This is a genomic window from Dolichospermum sp. UHCC 0315A (assembly GCF_008121535.1).
In the GTDB taxonomy this organism is placed as follows: domain Bacteria; phylum Cyanobacteriota; class Cyanobacteriia; order Cyanobacteriales; family Nostocaceae; genus Dolichospermum; species Dolichospermum lemmermannii.
Map to the genome: position 1 here is coordinate 2,066,101 of NZ_CP043056.1, position 15,903 is coordinate 2,082,003.

Genomic DNA, 15,903 nt, shown 5'->3' on the forward strand with positions numbered 1-15,903 from the left:
AAATAAAGGATTTTATTGTTTTTGATACCAAATTTGTCAAAATAACCAATGAATTAATGTAAAATCCTTATATAACAAGGATCTTGGGATTTAAAAAAAATAATTTAGCATAACAAGTCCCTAAGACCCCCAATTCTTGACTAATCGCCCCAATTGGCGCAAATTGGCGCAACTTCTTAATCCAAGTTTTGATATTCTCAATCCGACTCTGCAAGCTCGGTGTTAACCAGCCTAAACAGCGTGTTCTATTCAAAAATCTTGGTTGTCTGTAACGAGTTTTTCTAGTACGTCTAAAACGTCTTAATTGTCTTCTAGAAGTTAAAGCATCTCGAATTGCAAAACCTCTATGTTTTAATTCAGCAGCGAATACAACCTCACCAGTAGTATCGTTGATTAACGCTATTCCTGTATGCTTTGCCCCTGGATCAATCTTTAACCTTAGAGGTGATACCGAAAAATCTGGGCGAGATTCTTTTAAGATAATTGTGAAAGGAAAACGTCTAAAAACTGCTGCTTTACCATTTCTTAATAGTTGTCTAGCTTGGGCTGAATGAATTGGATTTAATGGTTGTTTGTCGGTGTTAATTACAAATACTTTGGACATAAAGTCCCTCCTTGCGGGTAATGTTAGCCTCGTCAATGTTTTAAGAGCTTTTTAGATTTGCAACACTGTTTCAGTGACTTTAAAACTGTTTAATTGCAAATGACAGAGCAGGGAACTGGCTTCGCATTCCAGGGTGTCATGACTCAAAAAACGTAGTCAGTTAAGACTTAGACTGGTCAGTACAGCTTGTAATTTCTTACAAGCTCAGTCCCTTTAGGGCTGAGTTACTGACAATCAACCAAAATATCTATATCACTTGCGTCCGTCTCCTCTCCCCTAGCATAAGAACCAAAGATCCCAATTTCTGTAATTTGATAAATTTCACAGAGAGATTGCTTTTGTAGTGATAAAACTTCCCGAATTTCCTTAATAGGTTTCATCATATTTTATCGTTAGCCACAGTTAATTTAATCTTAACAAATACAATTATTTCATCATTCCCTCCAATTTTTTCATCCCTATTCTAGTAAGATAACGTAGTCACCGAACTTAGCCCCCAGTTTCCGATCATAAGTAAGCACCTGAGTATCAGAATGAATTGCTGCTGCCACGAATAAAGTATCGTAGAATGAATGATTTGCCTCGACTGCCAGTTTAAGAGCAACATCCCGAATTTGAGAACTAGAAATCATCACATCAACCAATGCCTCAGCATCTTGCAACGCATCCAAACCTATTTGTAAAGGTAATTGTCGAAATTGTATCCATTGCCAAATCACATTACCCAACTCGGCAAACAACGAATCAGGCACCACAATCTGATCTACACTTTCCAAAGCAGCGAGCGCTTGTTCATACTTGTTCTCTACGTGCAAGAGGGCATAAGCAAAAACCATCGTATCAATTACCATCAAGGTCGTCCTTCTGATTTCCAAGACTGCACCCGAATTTCTGCTTCCATCGGTAATACCTCCGCCCGTTGACGAATACGAGCAAGCACTTCATCCCTTTGCCCATAACGTTTTTGCAACAAATCACGGACTTCTTGCTCCATCGAAACCCCCTTTTGTGCCGCCAAGCGTTTAATGCGATCAAGCAACTCATCGGATATATTACGAATGGTAATTGTTGCCATACTGCCTCCTTTGCTAGTGCTAGTCTACTACCGGATTATTACTCAAATGATAGCACTTTGCTGGCAAAAGAAAAATTTTATCTGTGTTCATCTACGTACCCTTCAGAATCTTGCTATATCTGCGTTGCTTTTTCTCCCATAAACGGCTTTTATTAACTATTTTAGCAATGCCTCCAATTTCTCCATCCCCTGCTGAATTTCCACCTCTAACTTCGCCAAATTAGCCAGAATCTCTTGAGGTGCAAGATGATCAACCTGCTCATGCACAACTTCCTTGTAACGATTCAAACTTAGATCATAACCTTGAGCCGCAATATCAGACTTGGGTACACAAAAACTCTGAGCCGTGCGGAGTCGCTCCCGTTCCGGGGCGTAAGTTGAATCATCTCCACCGAGCGATCGCAAAGCACTCCGTAGGAATCGCTTCCCTCTTCGTAGACATTGCCCCTACCAATATTTCCCCCAATAAAATTATCAGTTACTACCCCAAACAAATATAATAAAGTCAAAATATGGAATTTCTTTTTGTTTACGTCACTTGTAAAGACCGTGCTGAAGCTCTTTATGTAGGTAAAACTGTGGTAGAAGCCCATCTTGCTGCCTGTGCGAACATAATTGATGGTATGGAAAGCATTTATTGGTGGAACGGTGAATTACAAGTAGAAAAAGAAGCTATTTTAATTATGAAATCCCGCCGTGATTTATTTGCAGAACTAACAGCTAAAGTAAAATCAGTACACTCTTATGAAGTACCTTGTGTGGTGGCTTTACCAATTGAACAAGGAAATCAGGATTACCTAAATTGGCTAATGGCAGAAACCAAGGCTACAGATATCAACCTTGATAGTTAAATTTAGTGAATTTAAACTTTAACCTTCCCATTATTGAGGAAATTATGCGATCGCTCTAGTACAGCTTGGCGTAAATAACATGACCATTAAAAGCTCCGAAAATTTGATTGATTACAAGGCTTGAAAATGGTTCATTCACTTACGCCGCACGGTACTAGCTGGGTGGGGGAGCAGGTTCACCCCAGCCTACGCGTTTATCAACCTGCCTATTAAGCTAAGATTTCAGTGACAACTCCCGCACCTACGGTACGACCACCTTCACGAATGGCAAAACGCAATCCTTTTTCCATAGCGACAGGATGAATCAGGGTAATAACCATTGTGATATCATCGCCTGATCTACGTGACCGATAGTGCCAACGTGAACTTGCGGTTTTTGTCGTTCAAATTTTTCTTTAGAAGTCATGATGAATACTTGATAGCTGTGGTTTTCTTCAGGTGGCGATGAAAGTCGCTAACATTTCTCATAAACAATGCGATTCCTAGGTCGCGCCTCGCTTTGGTGAGAAATCCGGGGTAATTCGTATAATATAACCAAAGCTGCGAATAACTTAACAACCGCAGTATCCCAGTTGAAAAACTCTGAAACTGCACATCTTAAAGGTTCAAAATAGTTCCTATTCGTAATTATCTTGTTCCCAGTCTCCGACTGGGAATGCTATCACAGAGGCTCTGACTCCAGACTCCACTGTTTTTGAAGGCAGAGCCTTCTAGAATTCATTCCCATACAGAGTATGGGAACGAGAGATCGGAACGAGAAATTATTTTAATGTTTTTGGATTTTTAATTCACATTGTTGGAAAATATAATTCACCGCAGCAAATAATTTATCTAAATCTTGAATCATATACAGATTTTTATTTCGAGTAAATACATCACCAACCAACTTTCCAAATTGCCATATTTTCCCGTTAGAAACAATTCCAAAAACATCACTAACAAAATCATCATTAATTCTCTGAACTGCGATCATTTCAGCTAAACACTGACTCCAACCTTCTTCAAATTTGTCTTGTTTAGCTTCAACCATCAAAAAATAAGGTTTATCAAAAACAATTGTACTTAAAGAGTTTCGCTGTGTCACAGTATAATCAGGAATACCTGATAAATCCTCATCATAAGCTAATGCTTCATGACTCCAAAGAGTTAATTTACTTCGATAAGGTTTCCATACTTCTTTCAATACTGGATAAATGAGATTTTCACAAATAGCATCTTCGGAATTATCAATAACTCCATCTGTAAATAGCAAATCTAATTCCTCCTGAAAAGATTCCTTAGCCGGAAATTCTACTTCCAACATAAAATTAGATTGCACATACTTGATTTGAAACTTTTTAATAACTGAACTAATACTTTTATAATTGCTAAATGCCATAAAATTCTGTCAATCCTTAAATCCTGTAGATATTGATATGGCTACGCTATTAAACAATAGTGCGTTCCGTTTTATTGCTTTGCGAACGTTCACTTACTTACAATCAATACCTTGTCCATTTCCTGCTTTGTTGGGTTTCATGCTCATTGCTCCGCGTTCACGCAGTGTCCCGCAGGGATACGTTCACGTTCCACAACCCAACCTACAAATCAAGGCTTTTTCCAATTTGAACAAGGTATTGACAATATAACAATTTTTTAGCTTAACAGCAAGAAGCCCCACGTCTCACTCTTAGGAGCGTGGGATGAATTGCGTAGCGTGCCATGTGAGTTATTTCTTCCATCGGTGCATCTATCTAAAATACCTCTTTCCTTCAGTCCCACAAGGGATACAAGACGCTATCTGCAAAGAAGCAAGGTACAGGTAAACGTCAATCCTCACACCTAAAGAATTGGCTGAAATTGGGTGTGGAAGATGTCCATATTATTAAAACGGGTAGAGTCAGCTTTAGGGTCGCAACCTACGATCATGATGCGTTGACCCATTTCAGCCATAGCGGCTAAAGTATTTTGAGAAGTGGTAGATTTACCGATACCGCCCTTGCCGTAGAAAGCTATCTGTCTAATTTTTTCTTCAGTCATTGTTCGTGTTTCCTAGAATTAGTTGATTGGTGGTTTTGTCTGTTGGTTCTCACGGCCAAGTTCTACGGCGGTGAGCGTTTGTAGAACGTCGCTATCTATGGAGGCGATCGCTCTACAGAAAATCTAGTGGTGTTCATAGTATTTATTGGGTTGTAAGGATTTTTTCTTTTTCCGTTGTAGGGGTTTACGGTGTAAACCCTTACTATTAGCTGTTGTTTACTAAACTGCTTCGACAATAATTTCTTTACTGATGCGATCGCGTAATCTCGCTTCAATCGCAATCTTTAAAGTGGCTGTGCTGCTAGAACATGAACCGCAAGCACCTTTAAGAATGACTTTAATCTTATCGCCTTCAACATCATAAAGTTCTACATCTCCCCCGTCGGCGATTAAAACAGGTCGGACTTCTTCATCTAATACTTTTTGAATCAGAGCAATTTTTTGAACTGTAGTTAATGGTCTTTGTTGCTCTGAACTGGAAATTTCTGTTTTAGCTTTCGCCATGTAGCTGTGGAGATTTTTGTTGGCGGCTTCCTGCTTTACTTCTCTTATTATATCATCAATCTTCGTTAAACAAGAACCGCATCCGCCACCAGCTTTTACATAATTTGTTACTTGCTCTGCACTGAAGAGATTGTTTTGTGCAACTGCTTTCTTGATCTTAGCATCAGTTATTCCGAAACAGCTACAGATGAGGACACCTTCTTCATCGTCATGTGCCTCTAGAGGAATGCCACGATAATTATAAATCGCAGCTTCTAAAGCCTCTTGACCCATAACAGAACAGTGCATTTTCTCTTGAGGTAAACCACCTAAATAATCAGCGATTTCCTTATTTGTCACACCCAAAGCTTCATCTAAAGTCAGACCTTTAACCATTTCAGTTAAAGCGCTCGAAGAAGCGATCGCACTGGTACAACCGAAAGTTTGAAACCGAGCATCGAGAATTTTATCTGTTGCTTCTTCAACTTTCAAATGTAATCTTAAAGCATCACCACAAGCAATACTTCCCACTTCACCAGTTGCCAGTTTCACACCAGCTTCGCCAGTTTCTTCAATAGCACCCTGGTTTTTGGGATCGTAAAATAACTCTAATACTTTATCAGTGTAGTCCCACATAGTTAATTTTAGATTTTGGATTTTAGATCGGTGATTCGTAATTTTTGATTAGTCAGCAGTCAGTTTTTACTTACTACTGACAACTGACTAATGACTAATGTACGGGCGAAGCATTCGGAGAAAAGTCTTTGGGAGAAACCGATAATTGATCATCCGAATGCTTCGCCCCTACGGATTGTTGTTGTAACCAACCTGCTTCATCATTTTTGAAGGGAGATAAAGCTCGGAGACGGTCAACAATTTCCGGCATTACTGCTATTACTTGATCAATTTCAGCTTCGGTTGTGTAGCGAGAAAGACTGAAGCGAATTGAGCCATGTAAAGTAGTGTAGGGTAAACCCATAGCTCGTAAAACGTGGGAAGCTTCTAGAGAACCAGAAGTACAAGCAGAACCAGAAGAAGCACAAATACCGTACTTATTTAAAGAGAGCAAAATTGCCTCACCTTCAATATATTTGAACCCGATATTTGTAGTATTTGGTAATCTATGTTTGATATCACCATTTACTTCACAGTCAGGAATTTTGGATAGAAGAGATTTCTCTAAATAATCGCGCAACTTTGTTAATCTCTGAGATACTTCTTCTAAATGTAACAGTTCCAATTCCGCAGCTTTGCCAAGAGCAATAATTCCGGGAACATTCTCTGTACCGCCTCTGCGTCCTCGTTCTTGATGTCCACCAACTAATAGAGGACGGAAACGAACCCCACGTCTCACATACAAAGCACCAATACCTTTAGGAGCATGAATTTTGTGACCAGATATAGTTAACATATCTATGGTGCTGGTCTTCATATTCAAGGGTATTTTGCCTACCGCTTGCACTGCATCAACGTGGAAGAGAGCGCCGTATTCTTTAACCATAGCACCAATTTCTTCAATTGGAAATATCGTGCCGGTTTCATTATTGGCATACATCATTGTTACCAAAGCAGTATTACCAGTTAGAGCAGCTTCTAACTCACTCAAATCCATTTGTCCATGAGAATCTACCGACAAATAGGTAACTTGATAACCTTTAGATTCTAATTGTTTGCAGACATTTAAAACTGCCGGATGTTCTACTTGGGAAGTGATGATATGGCGTTTTTCAGGTTGAGCTAATAAAGCAGCATGAATAGCAGCATTATCGCCCTCAGTTCCGCAACTGGTAAAAACAATTTCCGATTCATCTGCTCCCAGTAAAGCAGCAACTTGTTCTCTAGCTATTTTTACAGCTTTCCCAAGTTGTCCACCAAAAGTGTGCATACTAGAAGGATTAGCATAATAGTCCGTCAAATAAGGCATCATTGCCTCAACAACTTCAGGATCTATTTTAGTGGTGGCATTATTATCAAGATAGATACAATTATTTTGCATGATTTTCCATATAAAAGTATAAAGTAGGGGCGAAGCATTCGGGCGATAAATTATCGGTTTTGTCCAAGACTATTTTCCCAATGCTTCGCCCTTACAGGAGTCAGAAATTATCGGTTTTGTCCAAGACTATTTTCCCAATGCTTCGCCCTTACAGGAGTCAGAAATTCAGAAGAAAGATAAATATAAATATTCTCTATTTCCTATTTCCTCTTAACTGTTACCTGTCACCTATATAACTATTGGTCCTTGATGCTTTTGCAATTGTTGGGCAATCTTTTGGGAATAAGATTTATACCAATTCTCCCAATAGTCTTGCTTATTGGTTAACTTTGCTCTCACACGGTTGTAAGTAGCAAACCAACTTTCCCAATAATCACTAGGTTGTTTAATGCAACCATCAACAGTAGGACAACTGGCTTTACATTGAGGTACGGTGTGAATACTACCAGCGCAATTTGTGCAAAGTTCCGAGTCAATCCAGTAATTACCGTCAACTTCTTGAATTGCACCGGTAGGACAAACAGATAAACACAACTTGCAGGAAATACACTGGCTAGTAATTTCGTAAGCCATGATTATTTACCTTTGTGGGAATTGGTGAAGAGGTAATAGGTAATTGGTGATTGGTGATTGGTGATTGGTGATTGGAACATATTACCCATTCCTATTACCCATTACCTATTACCCATTACCCATTAGCCTTAACATATTGCTCGTAAAATTCTAAAGCAACCTTTTCAATTACGTCATAGGCTTCAACAGTTTGGATTCCTGCTGCTTCTAGTTTTTCCTTGGGACAATTGCCTATTTTCGATACCAAGACTGCTTTACAATCTGCAATTGATTTCATTATATTGTCTGCGGTAGCTGCTTCGCTGTAACCACCTTGACAATATTGATCAATCTTGCGGTGACTAACAAAACGAACTTCATTCCCATCAACTTCATAAACTTGAAATTCTTTGGCGTGTCCGAAATGTTGGTTAACTAATCCACCACCTTTTGTTGCTACTGCAATCAAGATTTTAGGACTATCGGCAGATTTTTTGCCAGTTGATGCTTTATCTTTGGCAGCCTTAATTTCTTCTCTAAATTTCTCAATCCCTTCGTGAACTTCTTGACGAGTTTCAAAGTTATATTCTGGAGCCATTTCCATGAACTTATCTTTAGTAAATTCTTGGCTACGATCTTCTCCTAATAATCCTACCGCATCGGCTCGACACTGGCGACAGTGGCGCATCATTTTCATGTTACCAGAACAGCTATCTTGAACTTCTTTCAGTTCTTTTCCTGTTGGTCCACGTTGACCAGTTAAACCGAAATGTGTACCATGTTCTGGTGCAGAAATCAGCGGCATAATGTTGTGTAAGAATGCTCCTCTTTCACGAATAGCCTTATTAACTTCTACCAAATGTTTGTCATTAATTCCGGGAATCATTACGGAATTAACTTTGCATAAGATATCAGCTTCTTTGAGAGCTTGCAATCCTTCCAACTGTTTTTCTAGGAGAATTTTTGCCCCTTCAACCCCTCTGTAACGTTTGCGTTTATAGTGAACCCAAGAATAGATTTCTGCACCTATTTCGGGGTCAATGGTATTAAGGGTAATAGTAACGTGATCTATATTTAATTGTTTGATGCGATCAATATGTTCTGTTAGCATCAAACCGTTAGTAGATAAGCACAATTTAATATCTGGTGCTTTATCGGCAATTAATTCAAAAGTCCGAAAAGTTTTTTCTGGATTAGCTAAAGGATCACCAGGACCAGCAACTCCCAACACAGTCATTTGAGGAATTTTTCCGGCAATTACTAACACTTTATGGGCAGCTTCTTCCGGTGTGAGTAATTCACTCACTACTCCAGGACGACTTTCGTTAGCGCAATCATACTTGCGGTTACAATAGTTACATTGAATATTGCAAGCTGGAGCAACGGCAACGTGCATCCGTGCATAGTGATGATGAGCCTCTTCACTATAGCAGGGGTGTTTAGAAATGCGTTCTATGAGTTTTTCATCCATTTCTGGAGTTGTGCTGCTGTCGCAACCGCAAGCAGCAGATGTAGCAGGGGCGATAATGGCATTCTGAAAGTCGGAGGTGAGAATATCTGTAGCAGGTAGTGTCATTGAATTTCGCTGTTGGAGGTGGACTTGAGAGCCACTGTGGGAGATGCTTTTACTACTGCCAATATCTAAATTATTTTAGACATGGTGCTAATCTCATCCCTCCACTCACTTTTGACTGCTAACTTGGTTTTGTTAAGGAGCGTTAAGTGATTGGCGATAAATGATTTATAGCAGCCCTTTTTTTTGCCCCCCTTCGTTGACAGGGGATAGAACTTATTGGATTTATTATGTTTGTACTCAAATCCTTAAATCCTTGCATTGCAACGATACAAAAATTAAAAAAGATTTTTTCGGGTAGGGGTACGAGTATTTATAGTGAGGGGTACGAGTATTTATAGTGAGGGGTTCAGGATTTCTTTGTACTCATCTCCAAGTCAATACCTGTAAGGATTTCAGCTATCTTTTTATTGGGTTTTCTTGATATTCGACTGTACTCAACTTTTCGGCAAATTATCCTGAAAACTCTTGTTTATCAGGGATTTGAGGATAAAAAACTGGAGTAAGACTAATCCGACTACTCCAGATCCGAGCGAAATTCAATTCTGTATACAACCTATCATTTTTTTTCGGGTAAAAATGCAATTTATATTTTTTTAATTTTTCGATTATTAATGATATAAATTGTAGCTGTACATCTTGCTGTATAAGGAATATACCTTTGCTATATCATCTATATTAATGCAGATAATTTGCAAAAGATTTAATTTTTTGATCATTATTTATTGGTGATTAGTTATAATTTTGTTAGCCATAAACTTTCGATTATTACTACTATATATATATAGTGAACAAACCAAATTAGGGAAAATGTGATGAAAGCTGTTATTATCCATATAGATATAAAAGGTGTGAAACTTCTGTTCAATGAGCCTGTTTCTGCCAGAAAAGTTGTAAACTGAATAATAAACAGATTTGATATACATTACTAACTAAGCGTAATTCCCAATGACCACTAAACGCAATTACCACATTATTACCTTCGGTTGCCAAATGAATAAGGCCGACTCTGAGCGCATGGCTGGCATCTTAGAGGACATGGGCTTTGAGTGGTCAGAAGACCCAAATCAGGCAGATTTAATCCTTTACAACACCTGCACCATTCGGGATAATGCGGAACAAAAGGTATATTCTTATTTAGGTAGACAGGCCAAACGCAAGCAGGAAGAACCTGATTTAACTTTGATTGTTGCTGGTTGTGTTGCCCAACAAGAAGGGGCAGCTTTACTGCGACGGGTGCCAGAATTAGATTTAGTCATGGGACCCCAACACGCTAACCGTCTGAAAGATTTGCTAGAGTCGGTTTTTGCAGGTAATCAAGTTGTCGCTACTGAAGAAGTTCACATTTTTGAAGATATCACCCAACCGCGTCGGGATAGTCAAGTCACAGCTTGGGTAAATATCATTTATGGCTGTAACGAACGTTGTACTTATTGTGTAGTTCCTAACGTTCGTGGTGTGGAACAGTCCCGCACACCAGAAGCGGTTAGATCCGAAATTGAACAGTTAGCGAGACAAGGGTACAAAGAGATTACGCTCCTGGGTCAAAATATTGACGCTTATGGACGAGATTTACCCGGTTCTACCCCCGAAGGTCGTCACCTGCACACATTGACAGATTTACTTTATTATGTACATGATGTACCGGGTATTGAACGCATTAGATTTGCCACGAGTCATCCACGTTATTTTACAGAAAGATTAATTAAAGCTTGTGCAGATTTGCCCAAGGTATGCGAACATTTCCATATTCCCTTTCAGTCTGGTGACAATGAGCTTTTAAAAGCTATGTCACGGGGTTATACACACGAAAAATATCGCCGGATTATTGATACTATTAGAGGATATATGCCAGATGCGTCAATTAGTGCTGATGCGATTGTGGGTTTTCCCGGTGAGACAGAAACACAGTTTGAAAATACTTTGAAATTGGTGGAAGATATCGGTTTTGATTTAGTGAATACTGCGGCTTATTCACCCCGTCCTGGCACACCTGCGGCTTTGTGGGATAATCAACTCAGTGAAGAGGTAAAAAGCGATCGCTTGCAAAGATTGAATCATTTAGTTAATATTAAGGCAGCCGAGCGATCGCAACGTTACTTTGGCCGCATTGAAGAAGTATTAGTAGAAGCTCAAAACACCAAAGACACAAATCAAGTCATGGGAAGAACCGGCGGAAATCGGCTTACGTTCTTTACTGGTGATATTAATGAACTTAAAGGACAAATAGTCAAAGTCAAAATTACCGAAGTTCGGGCTTTTAGTTTAACTGGAGAAGTGGTAGAAGTTCGTCAACCAGTGACAGTTTAATAAAATCCAGGAGTATGGTTTAAGACTCCCCGAACTTTCAATAGTCCTGGCAAAAACACCCTTGTACAAATAGACTACGCAGCATGAGTCATCAGCCTAACTGCGGGTCTATCTGTACTATTTGGTAAGCGAAAATAACTCATGGGCAATGTTACAATCGCCACAGTATTGCCCAGCATATCGAAAAATTCAACGCTGTAGCCTGTTTCTAGTCCGGGAACATCATGTTGTTCAACTACTGTGCCAATGTCCCCAGCATATACGTTTTCTTCGGGAAGATCACGCAATAAAATTACATCTGAGTAAAGGGTAAAATTCATTGCAGCCTCCAAATATTGCTTGTTAATCAGGAAATAAAGTGATCAATCGCGGAAAATCTTTACCTGTATCTATTTGCCAAACTGTCTTGACAAGAAGTGGTCTGTTGATAGGAGTAAATAGATTCGCACTAATTTCATATCTTGTACCATAAGCAGTTTCTTTAATCAGATTAACATCTACCGTTAAATGAAACTTACGGATATCTGATTCTAGTTGCTGCCAGTCATCGGAGGAATAGCCAAACTGGAGTAGTAATTTCGCTTTTGTCCCACCACGTTTATGTTCAGTATTTAGTAAATACTCAGTCAGCTTGGATGGTTCGATTACTGCGCGATTGCTATTTGGGATTTTCATCGGTAACATTCTCCATAATTTTACTGGAGACTGTCCTTGAAGAGAGTTAACTGCGAAGAAAAAAATTGAGAAGCGAATTTTGTAGATTTGCAACTTTGGTTTTTTTCGTGCATTACAACTCAATCACAAATTACCACCATAAAAATTGGTAAATTGTGAATTAGAATGAATCACTGCATTTGTTTACAATACAGCTATTCAGTGATTCTTCAAGGCGCAGCCTTAAAGTTAGGTTGTGAATGCTACGAATTGACCATTGCTGCTGCTTCCTTAAAATCCTTTTGCAATCCTTACTAATTGCACACGCCCCATCCCCTAATCATAAAAAGCACTATCTTTTTTGGAAGCGCACGCAAAAAATTCGAGCGTGAACGAAACATAGGGTGGGAATAAAGTGCTAATTAATATAATAACACCAATTTTATACTGAAGCTATGAGCATCAACAAACTTTTTGGCAATTTCTTAAATTTGAGGATTTTTCCATACTTGACACTACTAGTCACCCTTTTTACTAATCAAATCTCACGCAAAAACCCCAAAAACAACTTTGCGCCTTTGCGCCTTTGCGTGAGAATATATTCCTACAGAGTTTGGAAATAAGCCTCCAAAGCCTCATGTACCAAATCAGTCATCGGTCGTTCTTGCTTTTCCGCCGTTTCCTTGAGTTGCGCGTAAAAATCATCCCGCAGACTGATGCGGTGACGGGATTTACCGCTGCTGGTAGGATCTCCTGGTGTGTAATCAGCCACAAATTCCCTAATTGCATCAAAACCCAATCTGTCGCAAAAATCCCCAAAACTTTCTTTCGGTGTCCGCGACTTTTTAAAGAAGACAAAAATCGGTTCTAGAAAACTTTCAAGATCATTGTGGTGCAGTCTTTCCACAAAAGGTTGCGCTAACCGAGTTTGATTTGGTGAACCACCCAACCATACTTGATAAGATTCCACAGCGCTACCCACCAAACCCAATTCTGCCATATAAGGACGAGCGCAACCGTTAGGGCAACCGGTCATTCTAATCACAAAATGCTGATTTTGTAAACCCAATTTATCTAATAAAGCCCGAATTCGTTCTAAAATTCCAGGAATGGCTCTTTCCGATTCTGTGATTGCTAAACCGCAAGTAGGTAAAGCCGGACAAGCCATAGCATAGCGGGTTAATGCTGCTATTTGGCTAGGATCAGCAACAACGCCACATTTATCCAGAATCTCTTGAATTGCTTCTTTATCTTCAGGCGCAATATCGTAAAATAGCAGATTTTGATTACCTGTGAGCCGAATAGGCAGGTTAAATTGTTCAACAATTGTCCGCAAAGCGGTTTTTAGTTGGAATGTTCCGTCATCTTTCACACGCCCGTTATCAATGGAAATACCCAGAAAGAGTTTACCATCGCCTTGTTCATTCCAGCCCAAAAAGTCTTTATATTTAAACTGGATCAGAGGTTTAAAAGGTTCGATGGGTTTACCAAGATATTCTTCGACTTGAGTGCGGAATTTATCTACACCCCAATCATTAATTAAGTATTTTAACCTCGCGTGTCGTCTGTCCGTGCGATCGCCATAATCTCGTTGTGTCGCAACTATAGCCTTTACAAGATTATATACATCAGCTTTGGCTACATAGCCAATGGGGTCAGCGGCTCTGGCAAAGGTTTCTTCTTTATTATGAGTTCTCCCCAAACCACCACCAGCAAAAATATTAAATCCTGCTAATGCACCTTTTTTATTGGTAATCACTACCAAAGTCAAATCTTGGGAATACAAATCAACGGAATTATCACCGGGAACTGTGACGCAAATTTTAAATTTGCGGGGCATATAGTGAGTTCCATAGATGGGTTCTACGGAATCATGAAGAATAGTACCATTACCGTTGGTTTGTCGGGCTGCTTTGACATCTGGATGTTCTTGAGCGCTAATGGCTTTTTCCCCATCTAACCAAATTTCATAATAAGCACCGGTTTGGGGAGAAAGTAAATCAGCGATATTTTGGGCATATTCCCAAGCATACTGATATTCTGAGCGATTTTTAAAGGGGGCTGGAGGAGCCATGACGTTGCGGTTAATGTCACCACAAGCGCCCAAGGTTGAACCAAGATTTTGAACAATTGTAGCGATCGCCGCTTTCAGGTTCTTTTTTAAGATACCATGTAGCTGAAAGCCTTGGCGAGTAGTAGCTCTGAGGGTATGATTACCATATTCATCAGCCAGTTTGTCCAAAGCCAAATAAAGCTCAGGGGGTACTAAACCACCGGGATTTTTTGTCCGCAGCATCATTTGGTAATCTTTTTCCTGACCCTTGATGCGGTTATCACGGTTATCCTGTTGATAAGAACCGTGAAACTTGAGAATCTGAATTGCGTCTTCACTAAAGTGGGTAGTGTCCTGAAGTAGCTCAGTGGCAACAGGTTCACGTAAAAAATTACTATTTTCTTTGATACCTTCGACTTTAGAAGGCTGACGATTGGTCGCAGGAGAAGCAGCAGTGTTAACCATTACGGTAGATACGTTTCTGAATAAAGCGGTAGACAAAATTGAAATTAAGCAATTAATAGCACCTATTTGGCTAAATAAACTACTTAAAATTAGTCGGAATTATGAATATTATTTTGATTTTAACATGGTCAGAGGCCACCTTGATCAAGCGGCGGTTAGAGTAGCTAACTACTCCAACCAGCAAATATTCGCATTGCCTTAGACCAAAGACAATGAGTAGACTTGACCATCAATCAACAGTCGCGTAATCCCTTTAGCTTGTAAATGGCTACTAGCTTTATGGAGCATTTGACTATCGGGAACTTTAATCACGCGATCGCGCTTAGTAGAAAAGCGTTTAGCTACTCTGTGGTTGTCAAAAATCGGCAGCGTTTTCTGTTGATTTTCCAAACTAGGAATGAGACCCAAATCACCAAAATCCTTGAGTGGCCGGGTAATTAACTCCGCAGAACGATCAATTACCAAATAGCAAGTTTTCGGTAAATTAGCGACTGACAATGGTAAAACTTGTACAGATACTTCCCCATTTCCCCGTCTAGTAACTAGGGGTTTTGGAGCTTCATAGTCTTCGTCCTCAAAGTCCTCCTCATCCTCATACAAATCATCATCTAAATCGTCATCTTCTAAATCATCAGGTTCATCCAACAAATCTTCATCGAGAATTTCCGCAAACAGACTCGGCTGTGAATATCGAGTTTCTACCTCTATCTTTGGTTTGGGAACAATTGGCGTTTCCGTTGGCTTGTGTCTAACAATTTCCAGTTCTTTGACAATAGGAGTTTCCTTGATAACAGGAAGCTTGGGTTTTTCCACTGCTGAGGAGCGTGTTTTCACCCGTCTATTAGCCGGAATCGGTTGATCAAAATCAAAATCATTCTCTGGTTCTGGTTCTGGTAATGCTTCTGGTTTTGGTTCTGGTTTTGGTAATGCTTCTGCTTCTATTGTGGGCTTTTCTACTTTTGGGTTCAATAACTCCCCACCACTGCGGACGCTGCTAGAAGCCTCTACTACCAATGGTGGTTGGGTCAACAGCGGTAACTGCTCATAACTTACCTGCGCTCTGCCTTCAGGGGTTCTAGCAGCACGTTTTAAAGAGACGAGAAATTCGTACTCTTCTTCTGGTAAGGTACTTTTAAGCAGACGGCTAATTGTAGAGTTACTCACACCATAGCGTTCTGCTAAAGTCGAGGTTGTTTCCGCAGTTTCTCGATATAGCTTGAGAATTTCTTGTTTGTCAGAATCTGTTAATTTTCTCACGGTAGACACCA

At 39.7% G+C, this 15,903-nt stretch carries 16 protein-coding genes and 3 pseudogenes; 3 read left to right on the top strand and 16 right to left on the bottom strand.

Features of this window, described 5'->3' with window-relative positions; all coding sequences use genetic code 11:
• Positions 1–136: 136 nt before the first annotated feature.
• The 5 genes and pseudogenes from iscB to BMF77_RS10060 form a co-directional block, all read right to left on the bottom strand.
• Positions 137–604 (bottom strand): annotated as a pseudogene (gene iscB, locus BMF77_RS10040) (RNA-guided endonuclease IscB); the annotation flags it as partial.
• Between the two features lie 224 nt (positions 605–828).
• Positions 829–987: a nucleotidyltransferase family protein gene (locus BMF77_RS10045; protein ID WP_246863112.1), complete on the bottom strand. Its 159-nt coding sequence runs from the start codon at positions 985–987 to the stop codon at positions 829–831.
• Between the two features lie 75 nt (positions 988–1,062).
• The gene (locus BMF77_RS10050) at positions 1,063–1,455 is read right to left on the bottom strand and encodes a type II toxin-antitoxin system VapC family toxin (protein WP_148762553.1); all 393 of its coding nucleotides are present in this window, start codon (positions 1,453–1,455) and stop codon (positions 1,063–1,065) included.
• Positions 1,455–1,679 carry a hypothetical protein gene (locus BMF77_RS10055; RefSeq protein WP_148762555.1) on the bottom strand — a complete coding sequence of 75 codons (225 nt, stop codon included), beginning with the start codon at positions 1,677–1,679 and terminating at the stop codon, positions 1,455–1,457. The genes BMF77_RS10050 and BMF77_RS10055 overlap by 1 nt, the downstream gene beginning before the upstream one ends.
• A 156-nt stretch (positions 1,680–1,835) precedes the next feature.
• A complete protein-coding gene (locus tag BMF77_RS10060; RefSeq protein WP_210422330.1) occupies positions 1,836–2,084 on the bottom strand; it encodes a hypothetical protein in 249 nt (82 codons plus the stop codon).
• Between the two features lie 107 nt (positions 2,085–2,191).
• On the opposite strand from BMF77_RS10060, the gene cutA reads away from it, so the two are divergent.
• Positions 2,192–2,530: a divalent-cation tolerance protein CutA gene (gene cutA, locus BMF77_RS10065; RefSeq protein WP_148762557.1), complete on the top strand. Its 339-nt coding sequence runs from the start codon at positions 2,192–2,194 to the stop codon at positions 2,528–2,530.
• Positions 2,531–2,739: 209 nt separating this feature from the next.
• On the opposite strand, the pseudogene BMF77_RS10070 reads toward cutA, so the two are convergent.
• The 7 genes and pseudogenes from BMF77_RS10070 to nifB all read right to left on the bottom strand — a co-directional run.
• Positions 2,740–2,838 (bottom strand): annotated as a pseudogene (locus tag BMF77_RS10070) (hypothetical protein); the annotation flags it as partial.
• 458 nt (positions 2,839–3,296) lie between these two features.
• Positions 3,297–3,908 (bottom strand): hypothetical protein, encoded by a 612-nt coding sequence (locus tag BMF77_RS10080; protein WP_148762563.1) that lies wholly within the window; start codon positions 3,906–3,908, stop codon positions 3,297–3,299.
• Between the two features lie 491 nt (positions 3,909–4,399).
• A pseudogene (locus BMF77_RS10085) lies at positions 4,400–4,549 on the bottom strand (AAA family ATPase); the annotation flags it as partial.
• A 219-nt stretch (positions 4,550–4,768) separates the two neighbouring features.
• Positions 4,769–5,668 (bottom strand): Fe-S cluster assembly protein NifU, encoded by a 900-nt coding sequence (gene nifU / locus BMF77_RS10090; protein ID WP_148762565.1) that lies wholly within the window; start codon positions 5,666–5,668, stop codon positions 4,769–4,771.
• Positions 5,669–5,762: 94 nt separating this feature from the next.
• Positions 5,763–7,028 carry a cysteine desulfurase NifS gene (nifS, locus tag BMF77_RS10095; RefSeq protein ID WP_148762567.1) on the bottom strand — a complete coding sequence of 422 codons (1,266 nt, stop codon included), beginning with the start codon at positions 7,026–7,028 and terminating at the stop codon, positions 5,763–5,765.
• Between the two features lie 228 nt (positions 7,029–7,256).
• Positions 7,257–7,601, bottom strand: a complete 345-nt coding sequence (locus BMF77_RS10100; protein ID WP_148762569.1) for a DUF362 domain-containing protein — start codon at positions 7,599–7,601, stop codon at positions 7,257–7,259.
• A gap of 115 nt (positions 7,602–7,716) precedes the next feature.
• Positions 7,717–9,156: a nitrogenase cofactor biosynthesis protein NifB gene (gene nifB / locus BMF77_RS10105; protein WP_148762571.1), complete on the bottom strand. Its 1,440-nt coding sequence runs from the start codon at positions 9,154–9,156 to the stop codon at positions 7,717–7,719.
• 945 nt (positions 9,157–10,101) lie between these two features.
• Here nifB and miaB point away from each other — a divergent pair.
• A complete protein-coding gene (gene miaB / locus BMF77_RS10110) occupies positions 10,102–11,463 on the top strand; it encodes a tRNA (N6-isopentenyl adenosine(37)-C2)-methylthiotransferase MiaB (protein WP_148762573.1) in 1,362 nt (453 codons plus the stop codon).
• A 74-nt stretch (positions 11,464–11,537) separates the two neighbouring features.
• Here the strand turns inward: miaB and BMF77_RS10115 are convergent, their stop codons facing one another.
• From BMF77_RS10115 to sir, 3 genes are all read right to left on the bottom strand, one after another.
• Positions 11,538–11,783: a DUF4926 domain-containing protein gene (locus tag BMF77_RS10115; RefSeq protein ID WP_148762575.1), complete on the bottom strand. Its 246-nt coding sequence runs from the start codon at positions 11,781–11,783 to the stop codon at positions 11,538–11,540.
• A gap of 22 nt (positions 11,784–11,805) precedes the next feature.
• The gene (locus tag BMF77_RS10120) at positions 11,806–12,138 is read right to left on the bottom strand and encodes a DUF6883 domain-containing protein (RefSeq protein ID WP_148762577.1); all 333 of its coding nucleotides are present in this window, start codon (positions 12,136–12,138) and stop codon (positions 11,806–11,808) included.
• 583 nt (positions 12,139–12,721) lie between these two features.
• The gene (gene sir, locus BMF77_RS10125; RefSeq protein WP_148762579.1) at positions 12,722–14,635 is read right to left on the bottom strand and encodes a sulfite reductase, ferredoxin dependent; all 1,914 of its coding nucleotides are present in this window, start codon (positions 14,633–14,635) and stop codon (positions 12,722–12,724) included.
• Between sir and BMF77_RS10130 the strand changes: the two genes are divergently transcribed.
• The gene (locus BMF77_RS10130) at positions 14,625–14,837 is read left to right on the top strand and encodes a hypothetical protein (protein ID WP_148762581.1); all 213 of its coding nucleotides are present in this window, start codon (positions 14,625–14,627) and stop codon (positions 14,835–14,837) included. The genes sir and BMF77_RS10130 overlap by 11 nt on opposite strands.
• On the opposite strand, the gene BMF77_RS26645 is transcribed toward BMF77_RS10130, so the two are convergent.
• Positions 14,834–15,892, bottom strand: a complete 1,059-nt coding sequence (locus BMF77_RS26645; RefSeq protein ID WP_168204352.1) for a transposase — start codon at positions 15,890–15,892, stop codon at positions 14,834–14,836. The genes BMF77_RS10130 and BMF77_RS26645 overlap by 4 nt on opposite strands.
• Positions 15,893–15,903: the final 11 nt, after the last annotated feature.